Origin of the sequence: Pseudomonas sp. EA_15y_Pfl1_P101, assembly GCF_963970835.1 — a bacterium.
GTDB classification, from domain to species: Bacteria; Pseudomonadota; Gammaproteobacteria; order Pseudomonadales; family Pseudomonadaceae; genus Aquipseudomonas; species Aquipseudomonas tritici.
In genome coordinates this window covers 19099-46067 of the sequence record NZ_CAXAPA010000020.1, presented here as the reverse complement: position 1 = coordinate 46067, position 26969 = coordinate 19099, and the positions used below count along the sequence as shown (strand labels likewise).

At 57.9% G+C, this 26969-nt stretch carries 28 protein-coding genes and 3 pseudogenes; 15 read left to right on the top strand and 16 right to left on the bottom strand.

Annotation, left to right across the window (positions count from 1 at the left end; translation table 11 throughout):
* Positions 1-14 precede the first annotated feature (14 nt).
* The 6 genes and pseudogenes from AACY36_RS25200 to AACY36_RS25175 form a co-directional block, all read right to left on the bottom strand.
* A pseudogene (locus AACY36_RS25200) lies at positions 15-1083 on the bottom strand (tyrosine-type recombinase/integrase).
* Positions 1084-1087: 4 nt separating this feature from the next.
* Positions 1088-1324, bottom strand: a complete 237-nt coding sequence (locus tag AACY36_RS25195) for a DUF4224 domain-containing protein (RefSeq protein ID WP_339456335.1) — start codon at positions 1322-1324, stop codon at positions 1088-1090.
* Positions 1325-1335: 11 nt separating this feature from the next.
* Positions 1336-1566: pseudogene (locus tag AACY36_RS25190) on the bottom strand (hypothetical protein).
* 42 nt (positions 1567-1608) lie between these two features.
* Entirely contained in the window at positions 1609-2568 is a 960-nt protein-coding gene (locus AACY36_RS25185) for a hypothetical protein (protein ID WP_339497692.1), read from the bottom strand.
* A 301-nt stretch (positions 2569-2869) separates the two neighbouring features.
* Positions 2870-3232, bottom strand: coding sequence for a hypothetical protein (locus tag AACY36_RS25180; RefSeq protein ID WP_339420869.1), 363 nt, complete (start codon positions 3230-3232; stop codon positions 2870-2872).
* A 273-nt stretch (positions 3233-3505) separates the two neighbouring features.
* A complete protein-coding gene (locus AACY36_RS25175) occupies positions 3506-4105 on the bottom strand; it encodes a hypothetical protein (RefSeq protein ID WP_445262856.1) in 600 nt (199 codons plus the stop codon).
* A 235-nt stretch (positions 4106-4340) separates the two neighbouring features.
* Here AACY36_RS25175 and AACY36_RS25170 point away from each other — a divergent pair, with 235 nt between their 5' ends.
* Complete coding sequence (locus tag AACY36_RS25170; protein ID WP_339420866.1) at positions 4341-4814, top strand: hypothetical protein; 474 nt, start codon at positions 4341-4343, stop codon at positions 4812-4814.
* A gap of 461 nt (positions 4815-5275) precedes the next feature.
* Positions 5276-5785, top strand: coding sequence for a hypothetical protein (locus AACY36_RS25165; protein WP_339420865.1), 510 nt, complete (start codon positions 5276-5278; stop codon positions 5783-5785).
* A gap of 146 nt (positions 5786-5931) precedes the next feature.
* Here the strand turns inward: AACY36_RS25165 and AACY36_RS25160 are convergent, their stop codons facing one another.
* The 3 genes from AACY36_RS25160 to AACY36_RS25150 form a co-directional block, all read right to left on the bottom strand.
* Positions 5932-6801 (bottom strand): sensor domain-containing diguanylate cyclase, encoded by an 870-nt coding sequence (locus AACY36_RS25160; RefSeq protein ID WP_339428210.1) that lies wholly within the window; start codon positions 6799-6801, stop codon positions 5932-5934.
* Between the two features lie 216 nt (positions 6802-7017).
* Positions 7018-7449, bottom strand: a complete 432-nt coding sequence (locus tag AACY36_RS25155; protein ID WP_339428211.1) for a glycine zipper domain-containing protein — start codon at positions 7447-7449, stop codon at positions 7018-7020.
* A gap of 228 nt (positions 7450-7677) precedes the next feature.
* A complete protein-coding gene (locus AACY36_RS25150) occupies positions 7678-8079 on the bottom strand; it encodes a hypothetical protein (RefSeq protein ID WP_339428212.1) in 402 nt (133 codons plus the stop codon).
* Positions 8080-8420: 341 nt separating this feature from the next.
* Here AACY36_RS25150 and AACY36_RS25145 point away from each other — a divergent pair, with 341 nt between their 5' ends.
* Complete coding sequence (locus AACY36_RS25145) at positions 8421-8738, top strand: hypothetical protein (protein WP_339420879.1); 318 nt, start codon at positions 8421-8423, stop codon at positions 8736-8738.
* Between the two features lie 476 nt (positions 8739-9214).
* The gene (locus AACY36_RS25140; RefSeq protein WP_339438322.1) at positions 9215-9964 is read left to right on the top strand and encodes a hypothetical protein; all 750 of its coding nucleotides are present in this window, start codon (positions 9215-9217) and stop codon (positions 9962-9964) included.
* Here AACY36_RS25140 and AACY36_RS25135 read toward each other — a convergent pair.
* The 3 genes from AACY36_RS25135 to AACY36_RS25125 form a co-directional block, all read right to left on the bottom strand.
* Positions 9915-11732, bottom strand: coding sequence for a sensor domain-containing phosphodiesterase (locus tag AACY36_RS25135; protein ID WP_339438323.1), 1818 nt, complete (start codon positions 11730-11732; stop codon positions 9915-9917). The two genes, AACY36_RS25140 and AACY36_RS25135, sit on opposite strands and share 50 nt — an antisense overlap.
* 91 nt (positions 11733-11823) lie before the next feature.
* Complete coding sequence (locus AACY36_RS25130) at positions 11824-11994, bottom strand: DUF2256 domain-containing protein (protein WP_339420851.1); 171 nt, start codon at positions 11992-11994, stop codon at positions 11824-11826.
* A 28-nt stretch (positions 11995-12022) separates the two neighbouring features.
* On the bottom strand, positions 12023-12157 hold the full coding sequence (locus AACY36_RS25125) for a hypothetical protein (protein ID WP_339420849.1): 135 nt from the start codon (positions 12155-12157) through the stop codon (positions 12023-12025).
* Positions 12158-12342: 185 nt separating this feature from the next.
* Between AACY36_RS25125 and AACY36_RS25120 the strand changes: the two are divergent.
* Positions 12343-12492: pseudogene (locus tag AACY36_RS25120) on the top strand (GAF domain-containing protein); the annotation flags it as partial.
* 65 nt (positions 12493-12557) lie between these two features.
* Here AACY36_RS25120 and AACY36_RS25115 read toward each other — a convergent pair.
* Positions 12558-12839, bottom strand: a complete 282-nt coding sequence (locus AACY36_RS25115; protein WP_339420847.1) for a hypothetical protein — start codon at positions 12837-12839, stop codon at positions 12558-12560.
* A 239-nt stretch (positions 12840-13078) separates the two neighbouring features.
* Here AACY36_RS25115 and AACY36_RS25110 point away from each other — a divergent pair, with 239 nt between their 5' ends.
* The 4 genes from AACY36_RS25110 (at position 13079) to AACY36_RS25095 (ending at position 17239) form a co-directional block, all read left to right on the top strand.
* On the top strand, positions 13079-13348 hold the full coding sequence (locus AACY36_RS25110) for a hypothetical protein (protein WP_339420845.1): 270 nt from the start codon (positions 13079-13081) through the stop codon (positions 13346-13348).
* Between the two features lie 178 nt (positions 13349-13526).
* A complete protein-coding gene (locus AACY36_RS25105; RefSeq protein ID WP_339497688.1) occupies positions 13527-15638 on the top strand; it encodes a TonB-dependent receptor family protein in 2112 nt (703 codons plus the stop codon).
* Between the two features lie 129 nt (positions 15639-15767).
* Positions 15768-16310, top strand: coding sequence for a sigma-70 family RNA polymerase sigma factor (locus AACY36_RS25100; protein WP_339420841.1), 543 nt, complete (start codon positions 15768-15770; stop codon positions 16308-16310).
* The gene (locus tag AACY36_RS25095; protein ID WP_339420839.1) at positions 16307-17239 is read left to right on the top strand and encodes a FecR family protein; all 933 of its coding nucleotides are present in this window, start codon (positions 16307-16309) and stop codon (positions 17237-17239) included. The genes AACY36_RS25100 and AACY36_RS25095 overlap by 4 nt, the downstream gene beginning before the upstream one ends.
* Here the strand turns inward: AACY36_RS25095 and AACY36_RS25090 are convergent.
* Positions 17236-19053, bottom strand: a complete 1818-nt coding sequence (locus AACY36_RS25090) for a sigma-54-dependent Fis family transcriptional regulator (RefSeq protein ID WP_339420837.1) — start codon at positions 19051-19053, stop codon at positions 17236-17238. The genes AACY36_RS25095 and AACY36_RS25090 overlap by 4 nt on opposite strands.
* Positions 19054-19327: 274 nt before the next feature.
* On the opposite strand from AACY36_RS25090, the gene AACY36_RS25085 reads away from it, so the two are divergent.
* The 6 genes from AACY36_RS25085 to AACY36_RS25060 are packed head-to-tail and all read left to right on the top strand — an operon-like array spanning position 19328 to position 25251.
* Positions 19328-20422: an ABC transporter ATP-binding protein gene (locus AACY36_RS25085; protein WP_339420835.1), complete on the top strand. Its 1095-nt coding sequence runs from the start codon at positions 19328-19330 to the stop codon at positions 20420-20422.
* Positions 20422-21519 carry an ABC transporter ATP-binding protein gene (locus AACY36_RS25080; protein ID WP_339420833.1) on the top strand — a complete coding sequence of 366 codons (1098 nt, stop codon included), beginning with the start codon at positions 20422-20424 and terminating at the stop codon, positions 21517-21519. Before AACY36_RS25085 ends, AACY36_RS25080 begins: the two co-directional genes overlap by 1 nt.
* Positions 21516-22382 (top strand): carbohydrate ABC transporter permease, encoded by an 867-nt coding sequence (locus tag AACY36_RS25075; protein WP_339420831.1) that lies wholly within the window; start codon positions 21516-21518, stop codon positions 22380-22382. Before AACY36_RS25080 ends, AACY36_RS25075 begins: the two co-directional genes overlap by 4 nt.
* 10 nt (positions 22383-22392) lie before the next feature.
* On the top strand, positions 22393-23193 hold the full coding sequence (locus AACY36_RS25070; protein WP_339428215.1) for a carbohydrate ABC transporter permease: 801 nt from the start codon (positions 22393-22395) through the stop codon (positions 23191-23193).
* Between the two features lie 10 nt (positions 23194-23203).
* A complete protein-coding gene (locus AACY36_RS25065; RefSeq protein WP_027607297.1) occupies positions 23204-23476 on the top strand; it encodes a DUF2160 domain-containing protein in 273 nt (90 codons plus the stop codon).
* Positions 23477-23508: 32 nt separating this feature from the next.
* Positions 23509-25251, top strand: a complete 1743-nt coding sequence (locus AACY36_RS25060) for an ABC transporter substrate-binding protein (RefSeq protein ID WP_339420828.1) — start codon at positions 23509-23511, stop codon at positions 25249-25251.
* A 140-nt stretch (positions 25252-25391) separates the two neighbouring features.
* On the opposite strand, the gene AACY36_RS25055 is transcribed toward AACY36_RS25060, so the two are convergent.
* Together AACY36_RS25055 and AACY36_RS25050 are read right to left on the bottom strand one after the other, a co-directional pair.
* Positions 25392-25820: a hypothetical protein gene (locus AACY36_RS25055; RefSeq protein WP_339420826.1), complete on the bottom strand. Its 429-nt coding sequence runs from the start codon at positions 25818-25820 to the stop codon at positions 25392-25394.
* 316 nt (positions 25821-26136) lie between these two features.
* Entirely contained in the window at positions 26137-26925 is a 789-nt protein-coding gene (locus AACY36_RS25050) for an AraC family transcriptional regulator (RefSeq protein ID WP_339420824.1), read from the bottom strand.
* Positions 26926-26969: the final 44 nt, after the last annotated feature.

The following is a 26969-nucleotide window of genomic DNA, read 5'->3' as shown; positions in this document are numbered from 1 at the left end:
TCCGCAACTCAATGTCAGCGGGTCGGTTTCACGATCTCCCCGACACGCCTGTAAACCGTCTCGGTGATGCGTTTGTCTGTATGCCCCAGTAGGCGGCTGGCATCGCCCAGGTCTAGGATTTCACTAGCGGCTTTCGGGCGGATGTCACGGAACTGGAACTGACGGATGCTTGCTGCCAGAACCCCGTCACCTGCCTCCCTGGCGATGACAATCGCCTTATCCCGCGCATCGTCAAAGCGCAGCCTCAGCATGTGCCTGGTCACCTGCCTCCCATCCTCAGTGACGATCAGATAAGGGTTTCTAACTCCACGGGCGCGTCTCTGTGCGATCAGGCGCTCAACCAACGCGCCTAAATCATTCATCGCGCCGGCGGCTGTCAGGCGGATTCGCAGCTTCTTTGACGTCTTGCCCTGAGATACCTGCAGGAATTCGTTAACCGCGTCGGCCTCCCGCATCGACAGCGTGTCGGCCGGGCGCTGGGCGGTCAGATACGCTAGGTCCATTGCGTCGCGCAGCTCTGAGGCTGCCACGGCATATACGGCGCTCCAGATTTCCTCGCTGGCGTAGAAGTCGCGCGGCGCCTCTTTGTTCTTGCGCACACCGGCCGCTGGGTTGGCTTCAGTTAATCCCCACTCGCGTGCGATGTTGTAGATGTGTGACAGCAGGGAGATCTCTCGGTTGGCGCGAACCTTGGCGGTGCGGCTGTCGCGATACTGCGCAATGATCTGCGGCGTTACCGCATCGATAGGCGCGTCACTGAACACGTTGCGCAGCTGTTTCAGGCTTAAACGGTTATCGCTCTGGGTCTTGGGCGTCTTACCTGGGATGATTTCGCGTTCGTACCGATCAAACACTTGGGCCAGCATGGCATTCTTCTTCGGCACCGGCTTGCAATCGAGCTTTGCCCATTCAGCCTTTGCGATATCCAAATCCCCCCCCCCCGAGCGGGATCTCCACCCGCTTCCCGTCTTCATTACTCCCGTCGTAGTAGTACCCAACCCACTCTTTACCGCCTTTCAGCGCGCGTACACGCCGAATCATTCGCGGCGGCAGGTCCCTGTTAGCCGCCTTTTTCGCTCGCATTTCGTCATCCTACCCGTGACAAGTCCAGCGACCAGGCTTCGGCCGCAACATTTTCTGCTGATGGTTTCACGCCTGCCAGCTTCATGCGGGCGTATACCCGGCCCACCACAGGTCTGCGCGATCGGGTCAGAACGTACTTCCAGCCGTTCAGATTGAGCCACGCGATCTGGCGCGAAGGGATCATATAGCCAGTGATTGCCGCTATCTCTTCTTTGGCAAGGGTTTCGCTTTGCATTTCCATCGTATGCACTCCTATACCTCTGGTTTGTCGAGTGAGCCCGTAGGCCGCGCTGTCTTGATGATATGAACGGCCAGGACGAAGCTGACCAGGAGCCAGCAGCAGGTGCCGGCGAAGGCGTAGAGGATGTCGGCCGTTTCGCCGTCGGCCAGAAGGCGTGGAGCGATTCAAAAGAACCAGCCGCCGCTGCCGACCAGGTACAGCAAAGCGCCCAGTAGGATCAGGATGAGTTTGATTGCGAACATGTGGTGTCCTTGCCGCGTTGGGCGGCAGAAGGTGGTGATGGGTTATGCGAGTGGGGCGTAAGTTTCGCCGCGACGCTCGGCAGAAGCCTTCCGGTACGTCTCGTTGGTGTAGGAGGCGTCTGGCTCTCGACGGATAAAGGTCATCGAGTAAGTGGCGCCTTTAGCGCGGTGCGTGCCAGCGCAGTACTTCTCGATCAGGTACTGGGCGTCTTGCTTGTCGCCTTTCTCTGCTCGACTGCCAGTGCCGATCGTTCCGCCTTTCCACGAGCCTTTCTCGGGGCCGGTCTCGCCATCAAATGCGATATCCAGCTCAACGAAAGTTCGCGTAGGGCGCATTGCACCGAAGTACTTTTTCACCCAGCCGGTACCGATTCGGTAAACGCGCTTCTCCATATGGCAATAGGCTCGTATTTCCTGGCCGTCATAGTCCTTAAGCAAAAACACATAGCGGGGCATTGTGTCTTTTATGGCCTGAGCTTCCTTGTAGCGAAGGCGAACACCTTTGCTCTTCTCGATATGCTCAACGCCGTTTGCGTCACACAGCGCATTCAGGACCAGATCGAATTCGCGCCAAGGGAATGAGAAGTACCGAGACTTTTCGGATTGCGAGTCCATTGTGCTAGGCCCGAAATTCGTGTGGATTCCTCGGGTTTGCAGGCGGAACCCGTACTTGCGAGCGTGATATTCGAAGTAGTCGAGATGCCCAAACTGTTCAAGCCGTCGCGCTGTAGCTTCTGGGCTCAATGTAGTGAAGGTGTGCTTCTGCGCCCAAGGCTTGATGATGTTGGGAAGTTTTATCCAGGCTGAATACTTCCAGACATGGATGATCAGCTTGTTTCCTGGGTAGTCGCCATTGTCGCCGGAGTCGATGGCGATGCCGAATATGCTGTCACGCTGGCCCTTGTAGTAGAGGTCGATGAAGTTCAGCAGCACGAACTTGTCGTGCCATGGATTCGCCCGGAAAACATTGCGGGCCCACCAAGCTTTTATGATTTCGAACATGCAGGAATACCTCGCCCGCCGCTCACCGGCAGGCATGTAGGGGGATTGGGGTTTGGTCTGTGTTGAATTACTATCTTCGGACAACAATTGATGGAAGGCGCCGGCCTATGGACTTGAATGAATCGCTAAAAAGTGCACGTCGTAGTGCCGCTGTGATTTCTCACCGCACAGGCGCTTTTGTACGTGTAGAAATGAAGTGGTTTTTTGCTGGTGCTATAGGCTCCTATCTTGGCCCCATTGTGTTTTATCTCTTTTCGGCTGATCCGGGGACCGCGACCTTTGGTGATTTTCTCAGGGTGGTTCAGTCATCGTCGGGAATAACATCTGCCCTAGTTTCTGCGACTTTATTTGTAGCGTTGAGAGCGCGCCTGTTACCAAGCACAAGCCGTGCTTGAGTAGGTGCGCGCTTGATGCGCATGTCTTCGTCAAAGAAATACTGGTCACCATCGAATATAACCAACGGCTCGCCGGACCACTCCTTGACGGGCATCGCTGCGAACTTCGCTTTGCGGCTTTCATCGTGACACTGTTGGCAGTAGCTCCGAATCTCGTGGATCGGATGATCCGGATTCTTCTCGCATTGGCGATGGGTGGCGCCACACCAGCGCGCCATATGCTCATCTTTGCCCCAGAAGCGGCCATCAGCGCCTACCCAGCCTGTCACGGTTTGGATGCTGGCAGCTTGTGGGATTCGTACATCACGACTTTTTCTTCAGGCATGACTTCGTCCTTGGCCGTTTTGATGGCCGGTTTATGCTTAAATTGGTGGATATGAAATGGATAGTTTTTCAGGGAGGAGCGCATATGTTTGCTGTCGGTGTGTCACTACTTGCGGTCGGCTTAGGGACATCTAACCCTGGCTTTTGGATACCCGGCATCGCCTTTATGGCTATCGGGCTCGCCCAACGAGCCAAGCGCTGACCTTCCTCGGCTTGCGCTACAGCCGCTTGAACTCGACCACCCAGACCCACGGGTTGGCTTCCCAGTCGCCGCCAATGGACTCCCATAACTCCCGCCAGGCCGCCGGGTACCAGTCTCGGTAATTCGGTGAAACGTCATCGCTTGCCAGCTCCGGCGGACACTGCAGGCCTTCCGCACGGATATCGCCGCGACTGATGTCCTTCAGCCGCTCGACGCGCACTTCGGTAATCTCCAGCAGGATGCGGTTGGCCCAGCGGGGCATGTGGATGCTTGGCTTCCAGGTCGGCTGCTCCTGCTCGTACGGGGCCAGCCCGTCGGCGGCGTAGACCAGTGTCCCGTCTTCGATCGCTTCACCGACCTCCAGGTCATCCGGTTTTAGGTAGGGGCCGCGCATGACTTCGAAGTGATCGCAGTACCAGGTCTCGCGCACCCACAGCCGGTCGCCGGGCTTGCCGTAGGGGCAAGGTGCGTACACTTCCAGTTCCTTTGCGCACCCTGCTTCGGTCGAGCCAAATACGCAGAAGCCGTAGCGCGGGTCACGCTGGCCTATTGCGCTCCAGCGATGACGATCCCCAGTCGGAATGGCAGTGCACTTCGTTAAAAGGAAGGGTGACAGGGTTGAGGTGGTATCAAAATGACACTATCGGTTGGCGGGTGCTATGCTCGGTTCCCTAACCAACCATGCGCATGGGTAGCTTATGTTTTTACGTCATCCTCTCTCGTCGATCCTCTTTTTGGCCTTGTTGGTTACAGGTTGCGCGAGCCAACCTGTATCCCTGAAACCAGCGGCGCCGATCCACGTGGAGCCCCTGGGCCAGAGTCTGCCTCAGACTAGTTTACGTACTGTGCTGATGAACCAGATTATCAGCAATGACCCCGTTGTCATCTCGTCGCTCAAGCCGGTACTCAGCGCCAATACCGACAACGATGGGCGTATTGCCGCGCTACGAAAGAAAGACGGTGGCGTGCTACCTGACGGTTACTGGACCCTTTACAAGCAAAATTTGGAATCGCTCCAGTACGACCTAAATCACCAGCACGACGCTGCACGAACCCAGTACATCGAAACCTACCGCGACGAGTTGAGCCGAGTAGGCGACGGTACGCTCCAAGCCATGGCCACGTCACCAAAAGCCTTGGATGAAAAGATTCGGCGCCAATGGAGTGCGCGCATGAGCGATAGAGCCGCGCGCTACATGGTCACCAGTGAGCAATCACTGAACGCCGCCACTGATGCCCATCTCAACCGCATGGCGTTGATGGATCGGCAATACAACGTATGCTCGCTTAATCCCGAATGCTGGGATGCACCGGTTAAAAAGTGATTTGATTCGATCGGGCCTTTTTCGTAAAAAGCTACCTATCATCACGGGCAGCTTTTGGCCGAGGCTGTGTAAAAACGTTTTCGAGCACGTCAGGTACTCACCACGGGACTGGAAATCGCGCTTCTACGCGAAACCCACATCTGCTGACGTGTCGATACGTTTCAGATTTAACGTAGACCATGAAGTCTCCTCATTTTTCCCTGCGATCCGAACGCCGCACAATGAGGGTGCATGCTCAGCTTGGACCCACCGCAATTGTCCCATTAATCTGTGGCTTTTCTGACGAGCTTTTACTCGTCATCTCTTTGTTTTTTTACTATTATCACTCACCTGCGCACTCAAGGAAGAGAGGCTGAGCGCCTTGAGTCTGGTAGAAAATTTACACTTGATCATTGAGTGAGTTTTACTTTTACCCAGCACCTAACGACTCAGCCAACCATAATTACTTCTTGGTGAAACCGATGTATAAACTGTGTGGCATCGCTGTAGTGGTAGGACTTGCCCTCTCTGGATGCGCTACGAAAACGCCAGAAAAATCCAAAGTGACTCCACCTCCTGCCGTCGTCCAGGAAGCGCCCCATGAAGCCCCCCCTGAAGTCGCACCTTCGACACCACCCAATTGGACTGTGCGATATGAGGCTGCACCTGCGGGCGCCAGTGCTGACTCCCACGTCCCTGCCTCTACGGAAGCTGATCAGTCGGAATCAGAAACAAACTTAAACCAAAACCGTGCAGAGCAATGCCGTAAAGAGCTGGACGTTTTGAAGGTTTACAACAAGGCGTCTTACGTTAAGTACGAGGCGGAGTACCAAACCATCGCTGCCAAGACCGCTAAATATATGGAAATCAAAGACTCATTAGGTCCTGACTTAAACTACATGGTTATGCCCGCTTATCAATTTCAAATTCGTGAGTTCTGCTTCCGCGTTAAGACCCGTCTATCGGAGCTTGTGCTTCGCCAAGCCAAATAGCCTCGTGCATGATGGTCAGCAAGTGGTTCTTCACCCGTAAGGCTGAAAAGCCCTTTTGATTTATCCAGGACCATAAAAGCCAATGCCCCGACTCGTCGGGGCATTGGCTTTTTAACGACGCGGGTTGCCAGACCCTAGGCTACGGTCTACTTCATATCTTCACTCACCCGCAACCTCTTCACCCGATACATCTCCCCATCCGCATGACTCAACAGCGTATCCGCATCCTCTCCATCCTTCGGATAAAACGCCACGCCGACACTGCAAGACGGCATTTTCACTCCGCCAAACTCGGCCCCCAGTGGATCAGCCATGACCGCAAGTATCTGCGCCACCTTCCCGGCAACCGTATCTGGCGACTGGATATCCGTGATCAGTACCGTGAATTCATCACCGCCCATCCGGGCCACTAGATCGCCTTCGCGCACACAGCGCTCTAGCCGTCGTGCAATCACACAGAGCACGCGATCGCCCATGGCATGACCATGCACATCGTTGATGCACTTGAAGTCGTTGATGTCCAGAAACAGCAATGCCAAGCTCCGGTTATGGCGCTGTGCGCTTTGCAGCGCACTGTCGAGCCGATCGTTGAACAGCGATCGGTTGGTGAGGGCCGTCAGCGGGTCATGATGGGCGAGGAAGCGTAACTCCTCCTCGGCCTGGGTGAGCGCCGTTATGTCCCGCGCGACTCCGATCCGCGCACCGACTTCTTTGGACCAGAAGGCCGCCCACAAAATGTGTACGACGCTGCCATCCTTGCGCAGATAACGGTTGCGGAAGTCGACGTGGGGTTGGCCACTCATGACCCGAACTATGGAAGCGCGGGTACGCGCCAGGTCTTCAGGGTGCATGTAGTGGATGATCAGGGTGCCGATCAGCTCTTCGGCGCGGTAGCCCAGCAGGGACTCACAGGCGTTGCTCACGAAGACAATCCGGTTGTCGCTGTCGACGACAAATACCGTATCCAGCATCAAGTGGATCAGTTTTGGATAGAGCGCTTGTAGGTCAACGGGCATGGGGCGTCCGGTTCAGATGGCCTGAGCATAGCCCGATCATGACGGGCGGCGGGGAGTCCTGCGAGTTTTTAATATCGTTCATACCCGTCGAGCCCGGTTATTCAGAACAGGTGCTCACACCTATGATCAGGCCCAGCCCCTCACTTGTTCGCTAAGCTGACCCGCCACAAGGCGTCTGCATTTTTTGCACCTACTGCAAGCACGAGCCATGGCTCATCAGTGGCGCTTGTTCTTATGCTTGTGCTTATTGTTGCCTTTGTGCTTTTTTCCGTCAGATCGATGGTTGCTCTTATCATCCGCCAGGTTGTTGCCGAGCGCGCCACCTGCAGCGCCACCGAGACCCGCTCCGATAGTCGAACCCGTTGTGCCGCCCAGACGATTGCCTATAAGTGACCCACCAGCAGAGCCAACGCCGCCGCCTATTGCAGCTTCTGTCCTCTTACCCTTCTGGGCACCGACTGCTCCACCGGCGGCACCACCTAAGCCTGCGCCTACTGCCGCGCCAGTTGACCCCCCCAGCTGTTGGCCGACGATATTGCCAAGTGCACCCCCAACGCCACCTCCAAGAGCGGCTGTACCATCACCGGCGGCTATCGCTCCTTGCGATATCAGAACACCCAAAGCCAGGGCGGGTAGTGTCATTTTCATTTTGTGAACCTCTATGGGCTGTCAGCAGGTGTTAATGTTTAAAGCACGCTTGGGATTAAACCCAAAGCTCGAAGTTCTGCGCGGGCGGCCTATGGCAAGAATGCTGGTCCCCGAATCGCGACATTGAATCTGACATTGAAACGCAGATGCCGACCTCACGAGCATAGACGGTGGAAGGCACTGGAAGTAGCGCCTGATAGCCAATCTCGCCGTCTCGCTATTCAACACTCACCACTTTTCCGTAAACCAGTATCTGGCGAGCTTCACTTGGTTTCTGAGGCCTGTCTGACCTTTGACACATACGTCTTCCAGTTCCTCGGCTGATTTTAGAGGGGCCTTCTTAAGGCTGGGCTTCAGACCGTCATTAAAGGTCGGTCCAAATTCTGGGCTGGCCTCTGAAAGGAGCCGGATCGCCTTTGCGTAATCGTCTTCAAGGTCTTGCGGGAGAGTGCCACATGCGGCTTTTGTATGCTGGTAGACCTGACCCCACATGAATCCCGATTTATCAGGCGTGCTCAGCTCCGAGTAAGTGTCTGCGGCAACACAGGTGCTGGAGAAAATCAGCGAGATTGCAGCCATGCAAATGTGCTGCTGGTTAATCAGCAAGCGCTTTGCATTGTCGTCACTCATTTACCCCTCCTGATCTCGAAAAAACGAACGGCAAGCTTATACAAGCACGGAGAAATAAACAGTCCGTTTCGGCGGTTCCACGGCCAAGGTTGTTCCTAATACTCGCCGAAACGTATGATCAGGCCGAGCGCCTCATCTGGTCGCTAAGCTTCACCTTCTATAAAGGACATGAGGATGGAAAAGCACTTCGGTAATTCAGGCCTGTTCAAGGCTGCTTCGTATCACTGCAACGAAACTCTGGGCAGCGGCATTGCCCGCTGGGAGTTGAAAAATATTGCGTTGAATACGAAGGAGTTTTTGATATGTCCAAAGAACTACTCGGAGTTTCTGCTCTAGGGTTGATGATCATCGGTGAGTTTTGTGCAATCTACAGTGAGGTGGTGACCGCCAAGCTGGCTCAAGCGGGCGACGGCTCATGGCACGCTTTCATCATGCCTGTTGTGTTGATGTGCTTTGCCGGGCTTTGTCTGCTGGGGGCTTATTGGCTGGGGTATCTTGCGGTCGGTGACATCTGGGTAGTGACGGTTGTATCCGTTACCTCTTTATTACTGCTGGAGCCCATCGTGATCTGGGCGCTGTTTCAGGAGCTCCCAGGGAGAGGCGCACTGATCGGGTTTTGCCTGGGCGCCTTAGGCATGCTGTCCACGATCTTGCTATAGCTGCACGCTCTGGCCCGGCAATCGAATGTCGGGCCAGATTATGGCTTATAGCTGGCAATACCTCTCGCTGCCGCAACTGCAACTGAATGTGAAGGCAGTCACACGCCGCTCAACAAAAAAGCTGAGCCACCGAAAGCAGGCAAATCAACTGAACAACCATTTGAGCTCGAATTGGATGTTTCATTGCCGTCTCCCTCAGGTACAGCTGCTGGGGAGTATGCCGGGGCGATATAGATAAACGCGCCAAGCCGTTAAAAGGGTGACATGCCACCCTGGGTCGCCAACAACACACGCAGCTGTTGCAAACAGTATAGAGCCTAAAAAAAAATCTTCACGTTTGAGCCCGTTCACCGGCCGGACGGTATCTGCTTACAACTATCTAGCCAGGGCCATTGCACTTTTTTTGATTTCTCCGCTCTATCCTTGTCCCAGCCCCGCCGATTCCCGCGTGGGCAGATGAACCAGATCGGGTGCCGATGGATCGCACGTTTCCTCGTTTCATTAGTCGACCGCTACGCCAGCCCTTGCTGCTGGCTGCCGTGTTGTTGCTCTGCGCCAGCGGTTGCAGCCAGCAACAGGGTCGGGATATCGCCAAGCAGTTCAGCAATGGCAAGCCTGATGAATTCTTCCAGACCAGTGTCGATCGCATGGCAACACTGGGCATGCGCGACAATTTGCAAAGCCTGTATTTGCTCATGAACAAGCTCTATCTGCGTAATCCCAGCCAGTGGCGTCAGTCGGGTTACCCGGATGCGGTGACTGCTGCGCGGGAGATTCGCCAGGCCATCGAGCAACGCCGATCCCTTCCTGCGCTGGGGGAACGCAGTGACTTGGCGGCCCTTAGCTATTCCTTGAGCCCGGAATTCAAAGGCGACCGCGTCGGCGCTTTTATCTATGCTATCGGCAGTATGATCGTGACTGCTCACGGTGGGCGCACGGAGTTTTACATCACCGATGCGATCCACCCTGAATTCGTGAGCAATGCTGCGCGCAATATCGAGAAGGCCACCTGGCTGCTGGGCAAGCGCCAGGATGCGAATGGGGTGTTGCTGCTGTTTTCCAACGAGATATCGGAGGAGGGCAGCAACCTCAGTTTCGCGGTGGAGTTCGGCAAGATTGTCGCGCGCCTCGATCTGCTGACCCAGATACTCGATGAGCGCTACCGGCGCATAGGTGTCAACTACGCGCAGAGCTTGTTGCTGATGAATTTTCTGCCGGTGCAGTAATCGTGCGGTAGCCGCCTGCCTCAAACCACTGGGCGAGGGCGTCTGCCCCCATAGGTTTGGAGATCAAGAACCCCTGGGCCTCCGAGCAGCCCCATTGAGTGATCAGTTCAAGGATATCCGCAGTTTCCACGCCCTCTGCAACCACCTTGTAGCTGAGCCCCCGTGCCAACTCGATCAGGCTCTTGACCAGACGCGCATCTTTTTCATGGGTTTTTATGTTGCTGATCAATGACTGGTCCAGCTTGACCGAATCAATGGGCAATTGGCGCAAGTACGTCCAATTGCTATAGCCCGTGCCGAAGTCGTCAATAGCAACGCCTATGCCGTATCCGCGGGCTCGTCCAAGTTGACGGCTGACCGTGTCTGCATCAGTCATCAACGCGCTTTCGGTAAACTCCAGCTCGAACGTGGCAGGGTCGAGTTGGAGCCTGTGGATGTCATTGATCATCTTGTCGATAAAACGCGGTGTTTCCAGGTCGCCCGCGGAGACATTCATAGCGATCCGAATCACCAGCCCTTGCTGTTTCCAGGACAGTGCCTGTCGGAGGACTGCGTCGAGTACCCAAAAACTGATCGAATGCATCAGCTCGGTTGTTTCCGCCAAGGGAATAAATTCCGAAGGAGGGATCGGGCCGAATAGCGGATGCTCCCAACGCAGCAATGCCTCGACACTGCTGCATTCACCCTGCGGCAGTTGGATCTTCGGCTGGAATACCAGGCTTAACTGATGACTGTCACGCATAGCGTCCGGCAACGAACTCAAGAGCATAAAAGCACGCTGCTGAGCCGCATCGTTGTGCGGTTGATAAAGCGACCACCCCAGGTTTCTGTCCCTGGCGTCGTCCGCTGCGGCAACGACGAGCCTGATCCAATCCTGCGGCTCGCTACTGGTGACTGCCAGGACACCAATACCGGCATGCATGAGAATTGGGATCCCGTGGCACTCGACTGGGGTATGAAAATCTTCAAGAATCCTGGCGCACACGCGCTCCAGAGGCGCGCTGCCTTTTGACAAAAAGCCGAAGCGTGTCGGGCTTATTTTATATAACAGGCATTGGCTGGGCAGGAGCGCGTGCAAACGTGCTTTGATCGCCAGGATCAGGTCCTGGACGAAGTTGTAGCCGAGCGCTTTGACCACGTTGTTCAAGAAGGCCGGGGAGACAATATCAACGGCAAAAACGTGAAAATGCTCGGACGTCGCCGCTGCTTGGCGGATGTCTTCCTCAAACCGCAGGCGGTTGAACAGCCCGGTAGGCTGGTCGATGTAAATGCGAGCGCGCGCGCCAGTAATGTGCATCATCACCAGCTCAGCGAAATACACCAGCATGGAAAAATCACGCTCGCTCATCGGCTCGCGGGGCACGGTATCGATGATACACAGACTGCCCAGCGAGAAGCCGTCAGCCGTCATCAGTGGCGCACTGGCGTAATACCGAATGTAGGGCGTGCCGGTGACCAGCGGGTTGTTTATAAAGCGCTCGTCGTTGTGCGAGTCGAGAATCTCAAGCGGTACCCGGTCGAACAGCGAATAAGCGCAAAATGAAATTTCGCGCGCGGTTTGCTCTTCTTCAATGCCAACGCGGGCTTTGAACCATTGCTGATGCTCATCGATGATTGAAATCAGCGCGATGGGCGCCCCGAAATAATTTGAGGTCATCGCGACCAGTTTTTCGAAGGCGACGTCGTGTTCGGCATCGCGAGCGCACAAGGCTGCGACGCGCTGCAAGCGTTGTACTTCATAGTCTGAAGTCGGAGTTGCTTCGCCCATGTTGACCCCTGCGTATACGTAAACTCGCCTGAAACCTATCAGCTACGGTGTCCTACCGGATTACCTACTTAGCTATCAGGACAATAGCAAATCATTGCGCAGGGTTGCAGCCTTGTGCCGGCGGTGGAGGCGAACGCTTGCCTCGTCGACACCGCTCGGAGCAATAGCGCACCTCGTCCCAGCAACGTGCCCATTTCTTGCGCCAGTTGAACGCCAGTCCACACACAGGGCAGGTTTTGGACGGGAGTTGGCCTTTTTTCATCGTATTGTCCCGTCCTGGCGAGGCTGCTTCAGGCCACTGAACACACCCAAAGGTGATTGTGGCGGTAGGGCGCGCGCGTGAGGTGAACGTTGCAGACCAGATACAGCCCTCGCCCCTGCAACGCTTCGGTCAGTTGTACGAGTGTTTCTGCTTGAAGAGTCATGAGCTTTCACCTCGCCAGAATGTCTGCGTTCACAATCCCTGACCAAAAGTACAATCTACACATTCAATTTTTTACGGGGGCATCGTTGTTTGCATTTCGTCGGTAAACGCTTATGCCTCGCAGCCAGCCGCCGATGCAGTGGTAAGCCCGGTTGAAACCGGATGCTGTGATTCAAGGAGGGTGTTATCAAATACCTAACTGTTGAGGAATTAGATGCCATCGCCGAGATCGAGACGACATCCAGCATCTTGCGGCTTACAACGCGCTTGACCGGAATGCGGTTTTCGGCGATTTCCAAAATGACCGATCGCCTTTGGGTCGCCTGCGCGGCTCATCAGCACCACGCTGGAGCTGCAACGCAACAAAACTGTGAAAGCGGCGCCTTGACAACGCCATCCCGTCAATCGTCCAGGCTGAAGGTCAACCATGCGGCGTGTTCAGTCTGACGGTTGATTTCCACGATCACACCCTTCACAACGCTACCATCAGGCAGCCTGACTTCCACGTGGTTAGCGTGTCCTGGCCACTGTACGGGCTGATCGACTTCCAGGCGTGCGATGGTCGGCGTGCCGCTTTCCGAAAGGCGCACGGTCACCTTTTCATTCAAGCACTCGTCTGGCTCAACGCCCAAGTGGCGAGAAGCCAACAACACACTGGCAGTGCCTTGATAAGTTTGAGACATGAGATTGCTTCCTTTAATAGCGGGCGGATTCAGGCGGTAGACCTCCTGCCTGAGCCAGAGGTTTCCACGGATTGATGGCCGGTTATGCAAGGCCTTAGAGAAAACTGGATGGTCGGCCCTATCCGCCAGTAGGGGGTTCCCGTTTTGCATGTAGGAGGCGGCCTATCCTGCGCCCCGTGGCTTGAAACACCTGTCTTCCGGCAATAGCCTCGGATTTTTCTGAAAGTGAAGCCTTCACGATGGGTAAGCGAAAAACGGTTTGGCCGACTGAACGCGAAATACGCCTGCGCTTTATCCTCTTCGCGGTGATCGACGCGGCAAGCGTTCAAGGTGTTTCCTCCGAGTTGTTACTGCCAGCGCACAAATTGCTGCGCGAGTCGCCGACTGAGGCGCAGGTATTGAAAACGTTGGGCGAAATTCTCGGCACTGATGAAATGGTTGGGTTCAGGTTTGCTCCAGGATCAGAAGCAGAAGAATTGATGCGCATGTTAGGGGAACCTGGCGGCTGAGTTCTTTGCGTCCAAAGTGACAGGATCTGCGAACGATCTACAGGTGAACTGAGTGTGCTGCAGTTTGGCTTTCACAGTATTTCGATCAGTGGGCGCAGACGTTTCCAATAATAGGGAGTGACCTCGCGGGCGTACCAGTCTTCCCACCTCGTGCCCCCGAATTCCAAGGACTTGCCCGATGCTGTTGCGCCACCCTCCGTTCCTGTTTGCCGCCCTGACGTTAAGCACACTGGTGCACGCCGAAGACCTGCAATTGGCCCCGGTCGAAGTCACCGGCAGCGAAGCCAGCGCCGGTGAAATGGCGCAGGCGCAGCTCAGAAGCGTGCCCGGCGTTACTAACTACATCGACATGAACAGCGTGCAGCAGGGGCGGGTGAGCACCAACGAAGACGTGTTCAAGTACCAGGCCGGGGTGTACGCCAAGGCAGCGAACAATGAAGGGGTGAAACTCTCGATTCGCGGTTCGGGCCTGAACCGCAGCCCCGGTTCCCATGCCTCCGGCGTGTATGAAATGTTCGACGGTCTGCCACTGACCGGGCCTGGTGGTACCCCCTATGAGTTGAAAGACCCCTTGTGGCAGAGCCGCGTTGAAGTGCTGCGCGGTGCCAATGGTTTTGACCAGGGCGCCCTGGCCCTCGGTGGCGCGGTCAACTACGTGACCCACACGGGCTACGATGCGCCTAAGTTGCAGGTGCGATACGAGGCGGGCAGCAAGGGTTACGCCCAGCGCGAGATCAGTTCCGGCCAGGTCTTGGGAGATGTCGACTATTACATCAGCCTCACCGACGCCGAGTCTGACGGCTATCAGCGCCAGAGCGCCGGCACCGGCAAGGGCGTGGCCGCTAACTTCGGCTACCGTTTCAACCCGGACCTGGAGACGCGCTTCTATTTCCGCTACCGCGAAACCACCAACGACACCCCCGGCAAGCTCACTCGCGCGCAAATCAGCCATGACCCGCGCGCGGCCAACAGCCTCAACGCCGCCCGCGACTCCAAGCGCCTGCAACCGGGCTCCACCTGGATCGCCAACAAGACCACCTTGCAGTTGGACGACAATTCCCGGGTCGAACTCGGGCTGGCTTACCACGACTACCCGATGGACCTACGCGAAGGCACCAACCGTCTTAAAGTTGCCTACACCGATGTCAGCGGCACCCTCAACTACATCCGCCAGGACACGCTGTTCGGCCACGACAGCAAAACTACGTTGGGCCTGCGCACCACCCAAGCGATGCCCAACAACGGCGCGTCGGAATATGTGCGCACACCGGCCGACAATACCGCTGGCTACGCCCCCGGCACCAAGACCCGCGACTACAGTTATCTGGGCGCCGACACCGTGCTGCATATCGGCAACGATCTGGAGCTGGTCCCTGACCTGTGGCTGACGACCGGCCTGGCCGCGATCTACACCCGGCGCGAAACCCAGGTCACCTACCCCGAAGGCCAGGCGCCGCTCAGCCAGCACGACTGGGACTACGCGCCGCGCATCGGCCTGCGGTATGACTTCACACCGCAATTGCAGGTGTACGGCAACCTGAGCCGCTCGGTCGAGCCGCCGCACGCGTGGTCGATGATATGGGGCTCCAACAAATACTTCACGAGTGGGCCGGCCGAAGGTTTGGCGCGCGAAGGCGTGAGCCTGGAAAACCAGACCGCCACCACCCTGGAAATCGGCGGGCGTGGCGAAGCGTGGCTCGGCCAATGGGACCTGGCGCTGTACCGCTCTGAAGTGCGCCACGAACTGCTCAGCGTGGAAACCCAGGCCCAAACGGCCACCCGCAATGCCATTGTCGCCGAAGCCAATGCCAGCCCCACTGTGCACCAAGGCCTGGAAGTGAGCCTGCTCAGCCCTTTGTGGAACGGCGGCCGCAACGGCCAGCTCTCCCTGCGCCAGGCCTATACCTTCAGCGACTTCCACTACCGCGACGACGACCGTTTCGGCGACAACACCTTGCCGGGCATCCCCAAGCACTACTACCAGGCGCAAGTGCGCTACAGCCACCCGACGGGTTTCTTTACCAGCCTCAATAGCGAATATTCCTCGCGCGTGGCGGTCGACTACGCCAACTCCTATTACGCTGCGTCCTACACCATCCTCGGCGCCACCTTCGGCTACAACGCGCCAAAGCAAGACTGGCAAGCCTGGGTCGACCTGCGCAACCTCACCAACCGCCGGTACGCCAATACGGTCACGCCAGGCTATGACGACAAAGGCCTGGATGTAGCGCGTTCGACGCCAGCGGATGGCCGCGGCCTCTACACCGGCGTCTCCTGGAGCTGGCGCTGACAGGCGCGCGACCTTCCAAACAATGCAATCAACGGTGCTCTCAGAAAGGGGGTGGCCCTTGCTCCTGCACCGATTTACTGGCATTGTCTGCGCAATTGGTAACACTTCCCATTTGAGATATTTTTGCGCATGCATGACATTCCCGCCGCGCTGGATGACTCCGTCCGGCAGCAGACCCTCAAGGCGATGTACAGCGAGCACCACGGCTGGTTGCACGGCTGGCTGCGCAAGAAACTCGGTTGCTCCCAGCATGCCGCCGACCTGGCGCATGACGCGTTCATCCGCGTACTGATGCTGGCCGAACCGCAAAATATCAAGGAACCCCGTGCCTTCCTGGCCACCACGGCAGGGCGGTTGTTGATCGACGGCGCCCGTCGTCGCCGTATCGAAAAAGCCTACATGGAAGCGTTGGTGATCCAGTGCGAAGATGCCGGCATGCCGGACCCGGCCGCGATTCATGTGGCGCTGCAAGCCCTGGAACGTATCGCCGAGATGCTCGCGGGCTTGCCTGCCAACGTCCGCGAAGCGTTCCTGTTGAGTCGCCTCGATGGGCTGACCTACAGCGAAATCGCCACGCGCCTGGACGTCTCTTCCAGCACCGTCAAAAACTACATCTCCAGCGCCCTGGTGCATTGCTACCACAGCCTGCACCCGACAGACACGCTGGAATGAGCGCCGAGCAGATCATCCAGCAAGCGGCGCAGTGGCTGACCCGCCTGCACGACGAGGATGCCAGCGACGCCGACCGTCACGCGTTTAATGCCTGGTGCCAGGCCGACCCGCGTCACGCCGTGACCATTGAACGCATGCGCGCCTTGTGGGGCAGCCTCGACACCTTGCCCGCCAAGCCCGCCCGTGTTGCCCTTAACCGCGCGTTTACCCCGCAACGTCCGCGTGGTGCGCAGGTGGCGGGCTTGCTCGGCGTGGTCTTGTGCGGCTGGCTGGGCTTGCAACACGTGCCGGTCTGGATGGCCGACCAGCGCACCGCCGTCGGCGAGCGCCGGCAGATTGCCCTCGAAGACGGCAGCCAGTTGCAGCTCAACAGCAACTCGGCAGTCGACGTGAAATTCGACGGGCATCAACGCGTGATCGAGCTGTTGCAAGGTGAACTCTGGGTCGAAGTGGCCAAGGATGCGCAGCGGCCTTTTGTGGTCCGCACCGACCAAGGCACGGCCACCGCATTGGGTACACGCTATCTGGTCAAGCGGGCGGCAGACGGCACCACGGTCGTCACGGTGATCGAGTCCAGCGTGGCGGTCAAAGGTGAAGCCAGCGATGGTGTCAAGGTCACGGCCGGCCAGCGTTCGGTCCTTGACCACGGCCGCGCCCAGCCGCCGCAAGCCATCGTCGATGCCGACCCGGATGCTTGGACCCGCGGCCTGCTCAAAGTCAACGACCAACCCCTGAGCGAGGTGCTGCAAACCCTCGCCAGCTATCGCCATGGCATGCTGCGCTTCGACCCTCAGGCCCTGCAGAACCTGCGGGTATCGGGCGTCTTCAAGCTGGATGACACGGCGGCGGCGCTGTCGTCACTGGCGGATAACCTGCCGATCCAGGTGGAGTACTTCACCGACCTGCTGGTGGTGGTCAAGCCGCGCTAGCCTTCGTTCTGGCGCAGTCGCTTGTACAAGGTATTGCGGCTCACCCCCAGCTCGCGTGCCAGGTGGGAAATATTCCCGCCGGCAGCCTTCAAGCGCTGGTTCAGGTCGAGGCTGTCATCCAGCTCGTCATTGGCGGGCCGTGGCGCCGCTACGTCCAAATCCACAAAAAAGTCATCCGGTAGATGCTCCGGGCGGATCGGCTGTTCCTCCGCCATGGCCAGTGCCACCCGCAGCACACTGCTGACCTGGCGCAAGTTCCCCGGCCATGGATGCTGATCGAACAGCGCCAGCACTTCGGCGCTCAGGCCCGCCCATTGGGTCGGCTCGCGGTGTTGCTGCCACAGTTGCTGGAACAGCGCCTGCTTGTCCGTACGCTCGCGCAACGGCGGCAGCTCCAGCGTCAGGCCGCCGATACGGTAGTACAAATCCTCACGAAACCGCCCAGCCTTCACGCGTTCGCGTAACGCGTGGTTGGTGGCCGAGATGATGCGTAAATCCACCGGGAACAACTCGCTGCTGCCCACCGGCTGTACGCAACGCTCCTGCAATACCCGCAGCAGGCGGGCCTGTGTCGGCAGCGGCATATCACCGATTTCATCCAGAAACAGCGTGCCCTTGTCGGCCTTGCGGATCAGCCCGATGCTGCCTTTTTGATTGGCGCCGGTGAACGCGCCTTTTTCGTAGCCGAACAGTTCCGATTCCACCAGTTCAGCGGGAATCGCCGCGCAGTTCACCGCAATGAACGCCTTCTGGCTGCGCGAGCTGGCCTGGTGCAGGGCTTTGACGAACACTTCCTTGCCCACGCCGGTTTCACCGTGGATCAGCAGGGGGATGTCCTTCTCCAGTAAGCGCTCGGCCTGACGCACGGCTTTCTCCACGCGCACATCGCCAAAATGCAGGGTATTGAGGCCAATCGACGTGGGTTTCGCCGGCACCGGTTCAGTGAATATGCGGGCCTGCACGGGCCTCTGCTGAGGCCGCTTCAACAGGCACTGGAACCGGTTGCGTCCCGCCGCTTGCAGCGAGAAGGGCAACCCCTCCGGTTGGTTCAACAATTCCAGCAACGACACCTTGAACAAACTGTCGATCATCACCCGCGACAAACTGATGCCCAACAGGTTGTCGGCACGACGGTTGGCCGACAGCACTTGGCCGCTCTCATCAAAAATCAGCAGACCGGCCCACTGGCTATCCAGATTGCTCAAGCCAGTGTTAAAGGTCAGTTGGAAATGTTCACCGCGAAACAGGTTGAGGATGAGCCGGTTTTCCACGGTCTGGCTCATCATCTTAACCATGCCCAAGGTGTGGGAGGGCGGCAGGTAGCTGTCGCTGGACACATCCAGCACCGCGATGATCTCGCGCTGGGCATCAAAGATCGGCGCCGCTGAGCCCGTCATGAAGCGGTTGGCCTTGAGAAAGTGCTCGTCGTGTTCGATACGCACCGCCTGGGCACAGGCCAGTGCGGTGCCGATAGCGTTGGTGCCGCTGGAACGTTCCACCCAACTGGCGCCGGGGTTGAAGCCCCGAGCCAGCTTGGGCTCGATAAAACGCTGGGTGCCCCAGCGGGTCAGCACCTGGCCCTGGTTGTCAGCCAACATGATCAGGCAATTGGAGTTGCTGAGGATGTTCTCGTAGTAGGGCAGCACTTCTTGATGGGTGGTTTGCACCAGCGAGTGCTGGCTTTCGAGCAATTGGCTGATGCACTCGGCGGGCAGTTGGTCGAAGCTGGGCGTGCTCTGGTGGTCCAGGCCGAAGGCGCGGCAACGGCGCCAGGATTCCTGGATAAGGGTGTCGTGAGCCAAGGGTTCGGCCATGGGGTCGACCTTCGTTTTTATTATTATTGGGCTTGCACAATTTATCTGAAGAAACCGGCCACGTATGCCCTGTGTTGTTGATGAGAGTGTTGTTCATAACTGTTCATTGTCAAGGCGCTGATTGTTCAGTTGTTCAGCCTGCATTGTTCATTTCTGTTCACGCCTGAACATCCCATTCAGCCCATTTCCTTGCGCATCAGACACTTGCGGTTTTGGCACGAAACTCGCTCTGACATCTCGCCAGATTCATTCCAATAATAAAAAAGGTCGTGTCATGTCATTGACCCTGGAAAATGTCTCCCGCGTTGTCGAAGGCCAAACCTGGATCGACGACGCCAACCTGCGTTTCGAAGCCGGCTCCTTCAACGTCCTGCTCGGTCGCACCCTGTCCGGCAAGACCAGTCTGATGCGCCTGATGGCCGGTTTGGACAAACCCAGCAGTGGCCGCATCCTGATGAACGGTGTGGATGTCACGCAAAAGCCGGTGCGCCTGCGCAACGTGTCGATGGTGTATCAGCAGTTCATCAACTACCCGACCATGACCGTGTTTGAGAACATCGCCTCGCCGTTGCGCCAGGCTGGTGTGTCCGACGAGGTGATCCAGGGCAAGGTGCTGGAAACCGCGAAGATGCTACGCATCGAGAAATTCCTCCAGCGCCACCCGCTGGAACTCTCCGGTGGCCAGCAGCAACGCACGGCCATGGCCCGCGCGTTGGTCAAGGACGCCGAATTGATCCTGTTCGATGAGCCGTTGGTGAACCTGGACTACAAACTGCGCGAAGAGCTGCGTCAGGAAATGCGCGAACTCTTCGCAGCACGTCACACCATTGCCATCTACGCCACCACCGAGCCCAATGAAGCGTTGGCCCTCGGTGGCACCACCACCATTCTTCACGAAGGCCGGGTGATCCAGAGCGGTAAAGCCGCCGAGGTGTATCACCAGCCGCAGACCGTGCTGGCCGCTGAGCTGTTTTCCGAACCGCCGATCAACCTGATGCCAGGGCGTATCAGTGGCAACGAAGTGAGCTTCGCCAATTTCGTGCACTTCCCGCTGAACGTCGACCTGCGCCCCATCGGCGAAGGCGATTTCCGTTTTGGCGCACGCCCCAGCCATATCAGCCTGGTACCGAGCAACGACGACGACCTAGAACTGGCGGTGACCGTGGAAGTCGCGGAGATCAGCGGCTCGGAAACCTTCCTGCACGTACGCAGCGAACACTTCCTGCTGGTGCTGCACCTGTCGGGGGTGCACGAATACGACGTCGACGCGCCGATTCGCGTGTATATCCCCACCCATAAACTGTTTGTGTTCGATGGCCAGGGCCGTTTGGTCCAGGCCCCCGGGCGCCGTGTCGCGAGGGTTGCCTGATGGCCGAGATCCATTTGCAGAACCTGGCGCATAGCTACAGCCCTACGCCGAGTGGTCCTGAGGACTACGCGATTCGGGAAATGAACCACGTGTGGGAGCAGGGGGGAGCCTACGCCTTGCTCGGGCCGTCCGGCTGCGGCAAGTCGACCTTGCTCAATATCATTTCCGGCCTGCTCAGCCCGTCTGAAGGCCAGGTGCTGTTCGACGGCAAGGCGGTCAACGAACTCACTCCGGAAAAACGCAACATTGCCCAGGTGTTCCAGTTCCCGGTGGTGTACGACACCATGACGGTGTTCGACAACCTGGCATTTCCCCTGCGCAACCAGGGCATGGCTGAGGCGAAAATTCACAGCAAGGTGCAGGAAATTGCCGAAGTCCTCGACCTGCACAGCCTGTTGAGCAAAAAAGCACGCAACCTCACCGCCGACGAAAAGCAGAAAGTCTCCATGGGCCGTGGCCTGGTGCGCGACGACGTGTCGGCGATCCTGTTCGACGAACCGCTGACGGTGATCGACCCGCACCTCAAATGGAAGCTGCGGCGCAAGCTCAAGCAGATCCACGAGCAATTCAACATCACCATGGTCTACGTGACCCACGACCAGTTGGAGGCCTCGACCTTCGCCGACAAGATCGCGGTGATGTACGGCGGCCAGATCGTGCAGTTCGGCACGCCCCGTGACTTGTTCGAACGGCCGAGCCACACCTTTGTCGGCTATTTCATCGGCAGCCCTGGGATGAATCTGATCGAGGTGCAGGCCGAGGCGGGTGGGGTGCGGTTTGCCGGCACGCACCTGCCATTGTCCGAGGCTTTGCAGCAACGTATTGCCAGCACCGATTACAAGAAATTGCAGGTAGGTATCCGTCCGGAATTTATCCACGTGTGGGACGAGCACAGCCCTGACGCCCTGCAGGCTGATGTCACACACCTTGAAGACCTCGGCACCTACAAGATCCTCACCCTCAACCTTGACGGCGCCACGCTCAAAGTGCGTCTGTCCGAAGATAAAGCGGTGCCCGAAGGCAAGGCTTCCATCAGTTTCCCGTCGCAATGGCTGATGGTGTATGCCGACGATTACCTGCAGGAGGCGCTGCCATGAACAAGGTGCAGAACAACAAGGCCTGGTGGCTGGTGTTGCCGGTGTTCCTGCTGGTGGCGTTCAGTGCGGTAATCCCGATGATGACCGTGGTCAACTATTCGGTGCAGGACATCTTTGACCAATCCAGCCGCTACTTCGTCGGTGTGGAGTGGTACAAGCAAGTGCTGCTCGACCCGCGTCTGCATGATTCGCTGCTGCGTCAGTTCATCTACTCGGCCTGCGTGCTGCTGATCGAAATCCCGCTGGGCATCGCCATCGCCCTGACCATGCCGACCAAGGGCCGCTGGTCGTCGCTGGTGTTGATCATCCTGGCCATTCCGCTGCTGATTCCATGGAACGTGGTGGGCACTATTTGGCAGATTTTCGGGCGCGCCGACATCGGTTTGTTGGGTTACAGCCTCAACGCCCTGGGCATCAGCTACAACTACGCGGCCAACACGGCGGACGCCTGGGTCACCGTGCTGGTAATGGACGTGTGGCACTGGACGTCGCTGGTAGCGCTGCTCTGTTATTCGGGACTGCGCGCCATTCCGGATGTGTACTACCAGGCTGCGCGGATTGATCGGGCATCCGCCTGGGCAGTTTTCCGACATATCCAGTTGCCGAAGATGAAAAGCGTGCTGCTGATCGCGGTAATGCTGCGTTTCATGGACAGCTTCATGATCTATACCGAGCCCTTCGTCCTCACGGGCGGTGGACCGGGTAACGCCACCACCTTCCTGAGTCAGACACTGACCCAGATGGCCGTAGGCCAATTCGACCTGGGCCCGGCGGCGGCATTCTCGCTGGTGTATTTCCTGATCATTCTGTTGGTGTCCTGGCTGTTCTACACCGCCATGACCCACTCCGACGCCAATCGCTGAGGCCGCCAACATGAGCAAGCGCAAGCTTATACCGCTGCTGATCTACATCCTGTTCCTGCTGGTGCCGATCTATTGGCTGATGAACATGTCCTTCAAGAGCAACACCGAAATCCTCGGCGGGCTGACGCTGTTTCCGCAGGATTTCACCCTGGCCAACTACAAGGTGATCTTCACCGATCCAAGCTGGTACACCGGCTACCTCAACTCGCTGTACTACGTGAGCCTGAACACGGTGATCTCCTTGAGCGTGGCGCTGCCGGCGGCCTATGCGTTTTCGCGCTACCGTTTCCTCGGCGACAAGCATCTGTTTTTCTGGCTGCTGACCAACCGTATGGCGCCGCCGGCGGTGTTTTTGCTGCCGTTCTTCCAGCTGTATTCGTCGATCGGTCTGTTTGACACGCACATCGCCGTCGCCCTGGCGCACTGCCTGTTCAACGTGCCGTTGGCGGTGTGGATCCTCGAAGGCTTCATGTCCGGCGTACCTAAGGAAATCGACGAAACCGCCTACATCGATGGCTACTCGTTTCCTAAGTTTTTCGTGAAGATTTTTATCCCGTTGATTGGCTCCGGTATCGGTGTGACCGCGTTTTTCTGCTTCATGTTTTCCTGGGTCGAACTGCTGCTGGCGCGCACCCTGACCTCGGTCAACGCCAAGCCTATTGCGGCGGTGATGACGCGCACGGTCTCGGCGTCGGGTATCGATTGGGGCGTACTGGCGGCGGCGGGGGTGTTGACTATCCTTCCCGGCATGCTGGTGATCTGGTTTGTTCGCAACCACGTGGCCAAGGGCTTTGCCCTGGGCCGGGTCTGAGGAGTCGATGATGGAATGGATGGCCTGGACCACCCCCACGGCGCTGTTCTTTGGCGGCATAGCCCTGATCCTGGCGGGCATGACCACTTGGGAACTGCGCTCGCCGAGTATCCCCCGGCGGGGGGTTCTGCCGATCAGCACCACCCGTGGTGATCGTTTGTTTATCGGTCTTCTCGGTAGCGCTTACCTGCATTTGCTGGTCATCGGCGTTACCGACTGGAGCATCTGGGTGGCGTCCGCGCTCTCCCTGGTATGGCTGTTGAGTGTGATGCGTTGGGGCTGAAGCCCTTGTGAATAAACCACCTGGAGGTCTCTATGTTGAATAAAAACAATAAGCTGCGACATAGCATTTCATTGGCCGCCGTACTGGCCCTCAGCGGTTTGAGCGCCTCGGCCTGGGCCGATGCGTATGAAGATGCCGCAAAAAAATGGATCGGCAGCGAGTTCAAGCCGTCGACGCTCACCGAAGCCCAACAGCTCGAAGAGTTGAAGTGGTTCATCAAAGCCGCCGAACCCTTCCGTGGTATGAAGATCAACGTGGTGTCGGAAACCCTCACCACCCACGAGTACGAGTCCAAGGTGCTGGCCAAGGCCTTCACTGAAATCACCGGGATCAATCTGACCCACGACCTGCTGCAGGAAGGCGACGTGGTGGAGAAACTGCAAACCCAGATGCAGTCCGACAAGAACATCTATGATGGCTGGGTCAATGACTCGGACCTGATCGGTACGCACTTTCGCTACGGCAAGACCGAATCCATCACCGACCTGATGGCCAATGAAGGCAAGAGCTTCACCTCACCGACCCTTGACCTCAAGGACTTCATCGGCATCTCATTCACCACTGCGCCGGACGGCAAGATCTACCAATTGCCCGACCAACAGTTCGCCAACCTCTACTGGTTCCGCGCCGACTGGTTCGAGCGTCCGGAGCTGAAAGCCAAGTTCAAGGAAAAATACGGCTACGACCTCGGTGTGCCGGTGAACTGGTCGGCCTATGAAGACATCGCCAAGTTCTTCAGCGAAGACGTCAAGGAAATCGACGGCAAGCGCATTTATGGGCACATGGACTACGGCAAGAAGGACCCGTCCCTGGGCTGGCGCTTCACCGATGCCTGGTTCTCCATGGCCGGTGGCGGCGACAAGGGCCTGCCCAACGGCTTGCCGGTGGACGAGTGGGGCATTCGTGTGGAGGACTGCCACCCGGTGGGCTCCAGCGTCACCCGTGGCGGCGACACCAACGGCCCGGCCGCGGTATTTGCCACACAGAAATACGTGGACTGGATGAAAGCCTACGCGCCACCGGAAGCGGCGGGCATGACCTTCTCCGAATCCGGCCCGGTGCCGTCCCAAGGCAACATCGCCCAGCAGATCTTTTGGTACACCGCGTTTACCGCCGATATGGTCAAACCGGGCCTGCCGGTGGTGAATGCCGACGGCACGCCGAAATGGCGCATGGCGCCGTCACCTGTCGGACCGTATTGGGAAAAGGGCATGAAGAAGGGCTATCAGGACGTCGGTTCCTGGACCTTCCTCAAGTCGACGCCGGAGAAACAGAAACTCGCGGCCTGGCTTTACGCGCAGTTCGTGACCTCGAAGACCGTGTCACTGAAGAAAACCATCGTTGGCCTGACGCCGATTCGTGAGTCCGACATCAACTCCCAGGCCATGACCGACATGGCGCCGAAACTGGGGGGGTTGGTGGAGTTCTACCGCAGCCCGGCCCGTACCGAATGGTCGCCAACCGGCACCAACGTGCCGGACTACCCACGCCTTGCGCAACTGTGGTGGAGCAACATTGCCGCTGCTGCCAGCGGCGAGAAAACCCCGCAGCAAGCGCTGGACAACCTGGCCAAGGAGCAAGACGCGATCATGGCGCGCCTGGAACGCTCCAAGGTGCAGCCGGTGTGCGGTCCGAAAATGAACCCCGAGCGTGACGCGCAATACTGGTTCGACCAGCCGGGCGCGCCAAAACCGAAACTGGCGAATGAGAAGCCCAAAGGCGAGACCGTGAGCTACAGCGACCTGCTCAAGTCGTGGGAGGCGGCGCGTAAGTAAGCGCTTTGAGTGAAGCAAAACGGCACTCAGGTGCCGTTTTGTTTTTCCGACACTCACAGCATGCAAATTTCAGAACGATACAAATCAAAGGTGGGGCTGGCTTGCCAGCTCCCACCTGTTGTCCTGCGGTGACTTGACGATCACGCCGCCTGTGGCTGAACCAGCAACTCCCCCTCGACATCCTTGACCAACTCACTGGCCAAAAACAGCGGTGCCAGGCGTTTATGCAGTTGTGGCTCGACAAACTCCTTCACCGTCTCCAGCGCCAGTACGCCGCTCAACGGCAACTCGGCCTTGGTGTACGACAACCAGGCTTTCTTCAGTGCCTGCAACACATCACTGCCGGCGGTGGTGGCGAAGCGGCGGTGGGTAGGTTTACCGTCAAAAGTGAAGGTGTGCTGGAACGTGTAGCCGGTTTCATCACCCTGGCTGGCGGTGCAGCGGATGCAGGTGCACGGGCCTTCGCCGAAAGCGCTGCGCAGGTAGGCGTTGAAGTCCACCACGGGTTTGAGTGACAGGCGCTTATCCACCTCGAACAGGTCCCCGGTCATTTTTTCGTCAGTGTTCAACGTCCATTTCCTCGCAGATTCGGCGGTTTTTCAAAGCGCGGCACAATAGCAGCCGAGCGCCTGTTTGTGGGTGATTTACATAACAATAGACCTCGATATTCTTTTCCCGTCTTAAAAATCGTGGCTACCCTCGTTCACCTTCTCAAAAGTGCGGCAGAACCCCATCACCCTCAAGCGCTTCTCTTGGACCCTTCTGGTTGCCTCGCTGGCGTGCTGAAAAAAAAGGCCGACAGCTGGAAGGACTACTTCTTTGAAGAAGCCGACAGTGGTAACGGTAGCTGACCCCCCCCAAAGTGAATTTGCAGTGTTTGAGGGGTCAGCGGAAAAACTCACCGGGTGTGGCCTCGAACTGTTGCCGAAACGCATTGATAAACGCCGACGTCGACTCATACCCACACCCCAACGCGACATCTGTTACCCGCTCGCCTTGCTCCAGGGCGGGCAGGGCGGTGAGCAACCGCAAGCGCTGGCGCCATGCGCGAAACGTCAGCCCGGTATCCCTCAAAAACAACCGGCTCAACGTCTTCTCACTCACGTCCAGCTTTTGGCTCCACTGGCCCAACGTTGTCTGCTGCTCCGGGTGCAGGTTTAAACTGCGGTAGATCTGGCGCAAGCGCGGGTCCAGTGGCAGCGGCAGCATCAAATCAACCTGCGGCGCCGCCGCCAGTTGGTCCAGTACCACCTGCGCCAAACGCCCATCCGGCCCATCCTCGGCATATTCCACCGGCAGTTCGCTGAAGCTGCGGATCAACTCGCGCAGCAAACTGCTCACTTCCAACACATGACAGCGTTCAGCCGCCCAGGCCGTGACGCTGCAATCGAGGTACAGGCTGCGCATTTCCGTGTGGGGCGAGCTGAACACGCGGTGTGGCATTCCTGCCGGTATCCACACCGCGCGCTGTGGCGGCGCTACGAAACGGCCGACGCTGGTCTGGATCTCCAGCACCCCGGAAATCGCGTAGGACAATTGCACCCAAGGGTGGCTGTGCCGACGGGTCAGCGCGCGGTTGGGCAGCGATTCAGTGCGCCCATATACCGGCCGTGGCAGGCTGGAGAGCCCGGGCACACTGCGGCGGACGGTCTTGTCATGTCCTTTAGGCGGCATTTACTGGCTCATTGGCGTTAGTCGGTAATAAACCGTTACGTTAG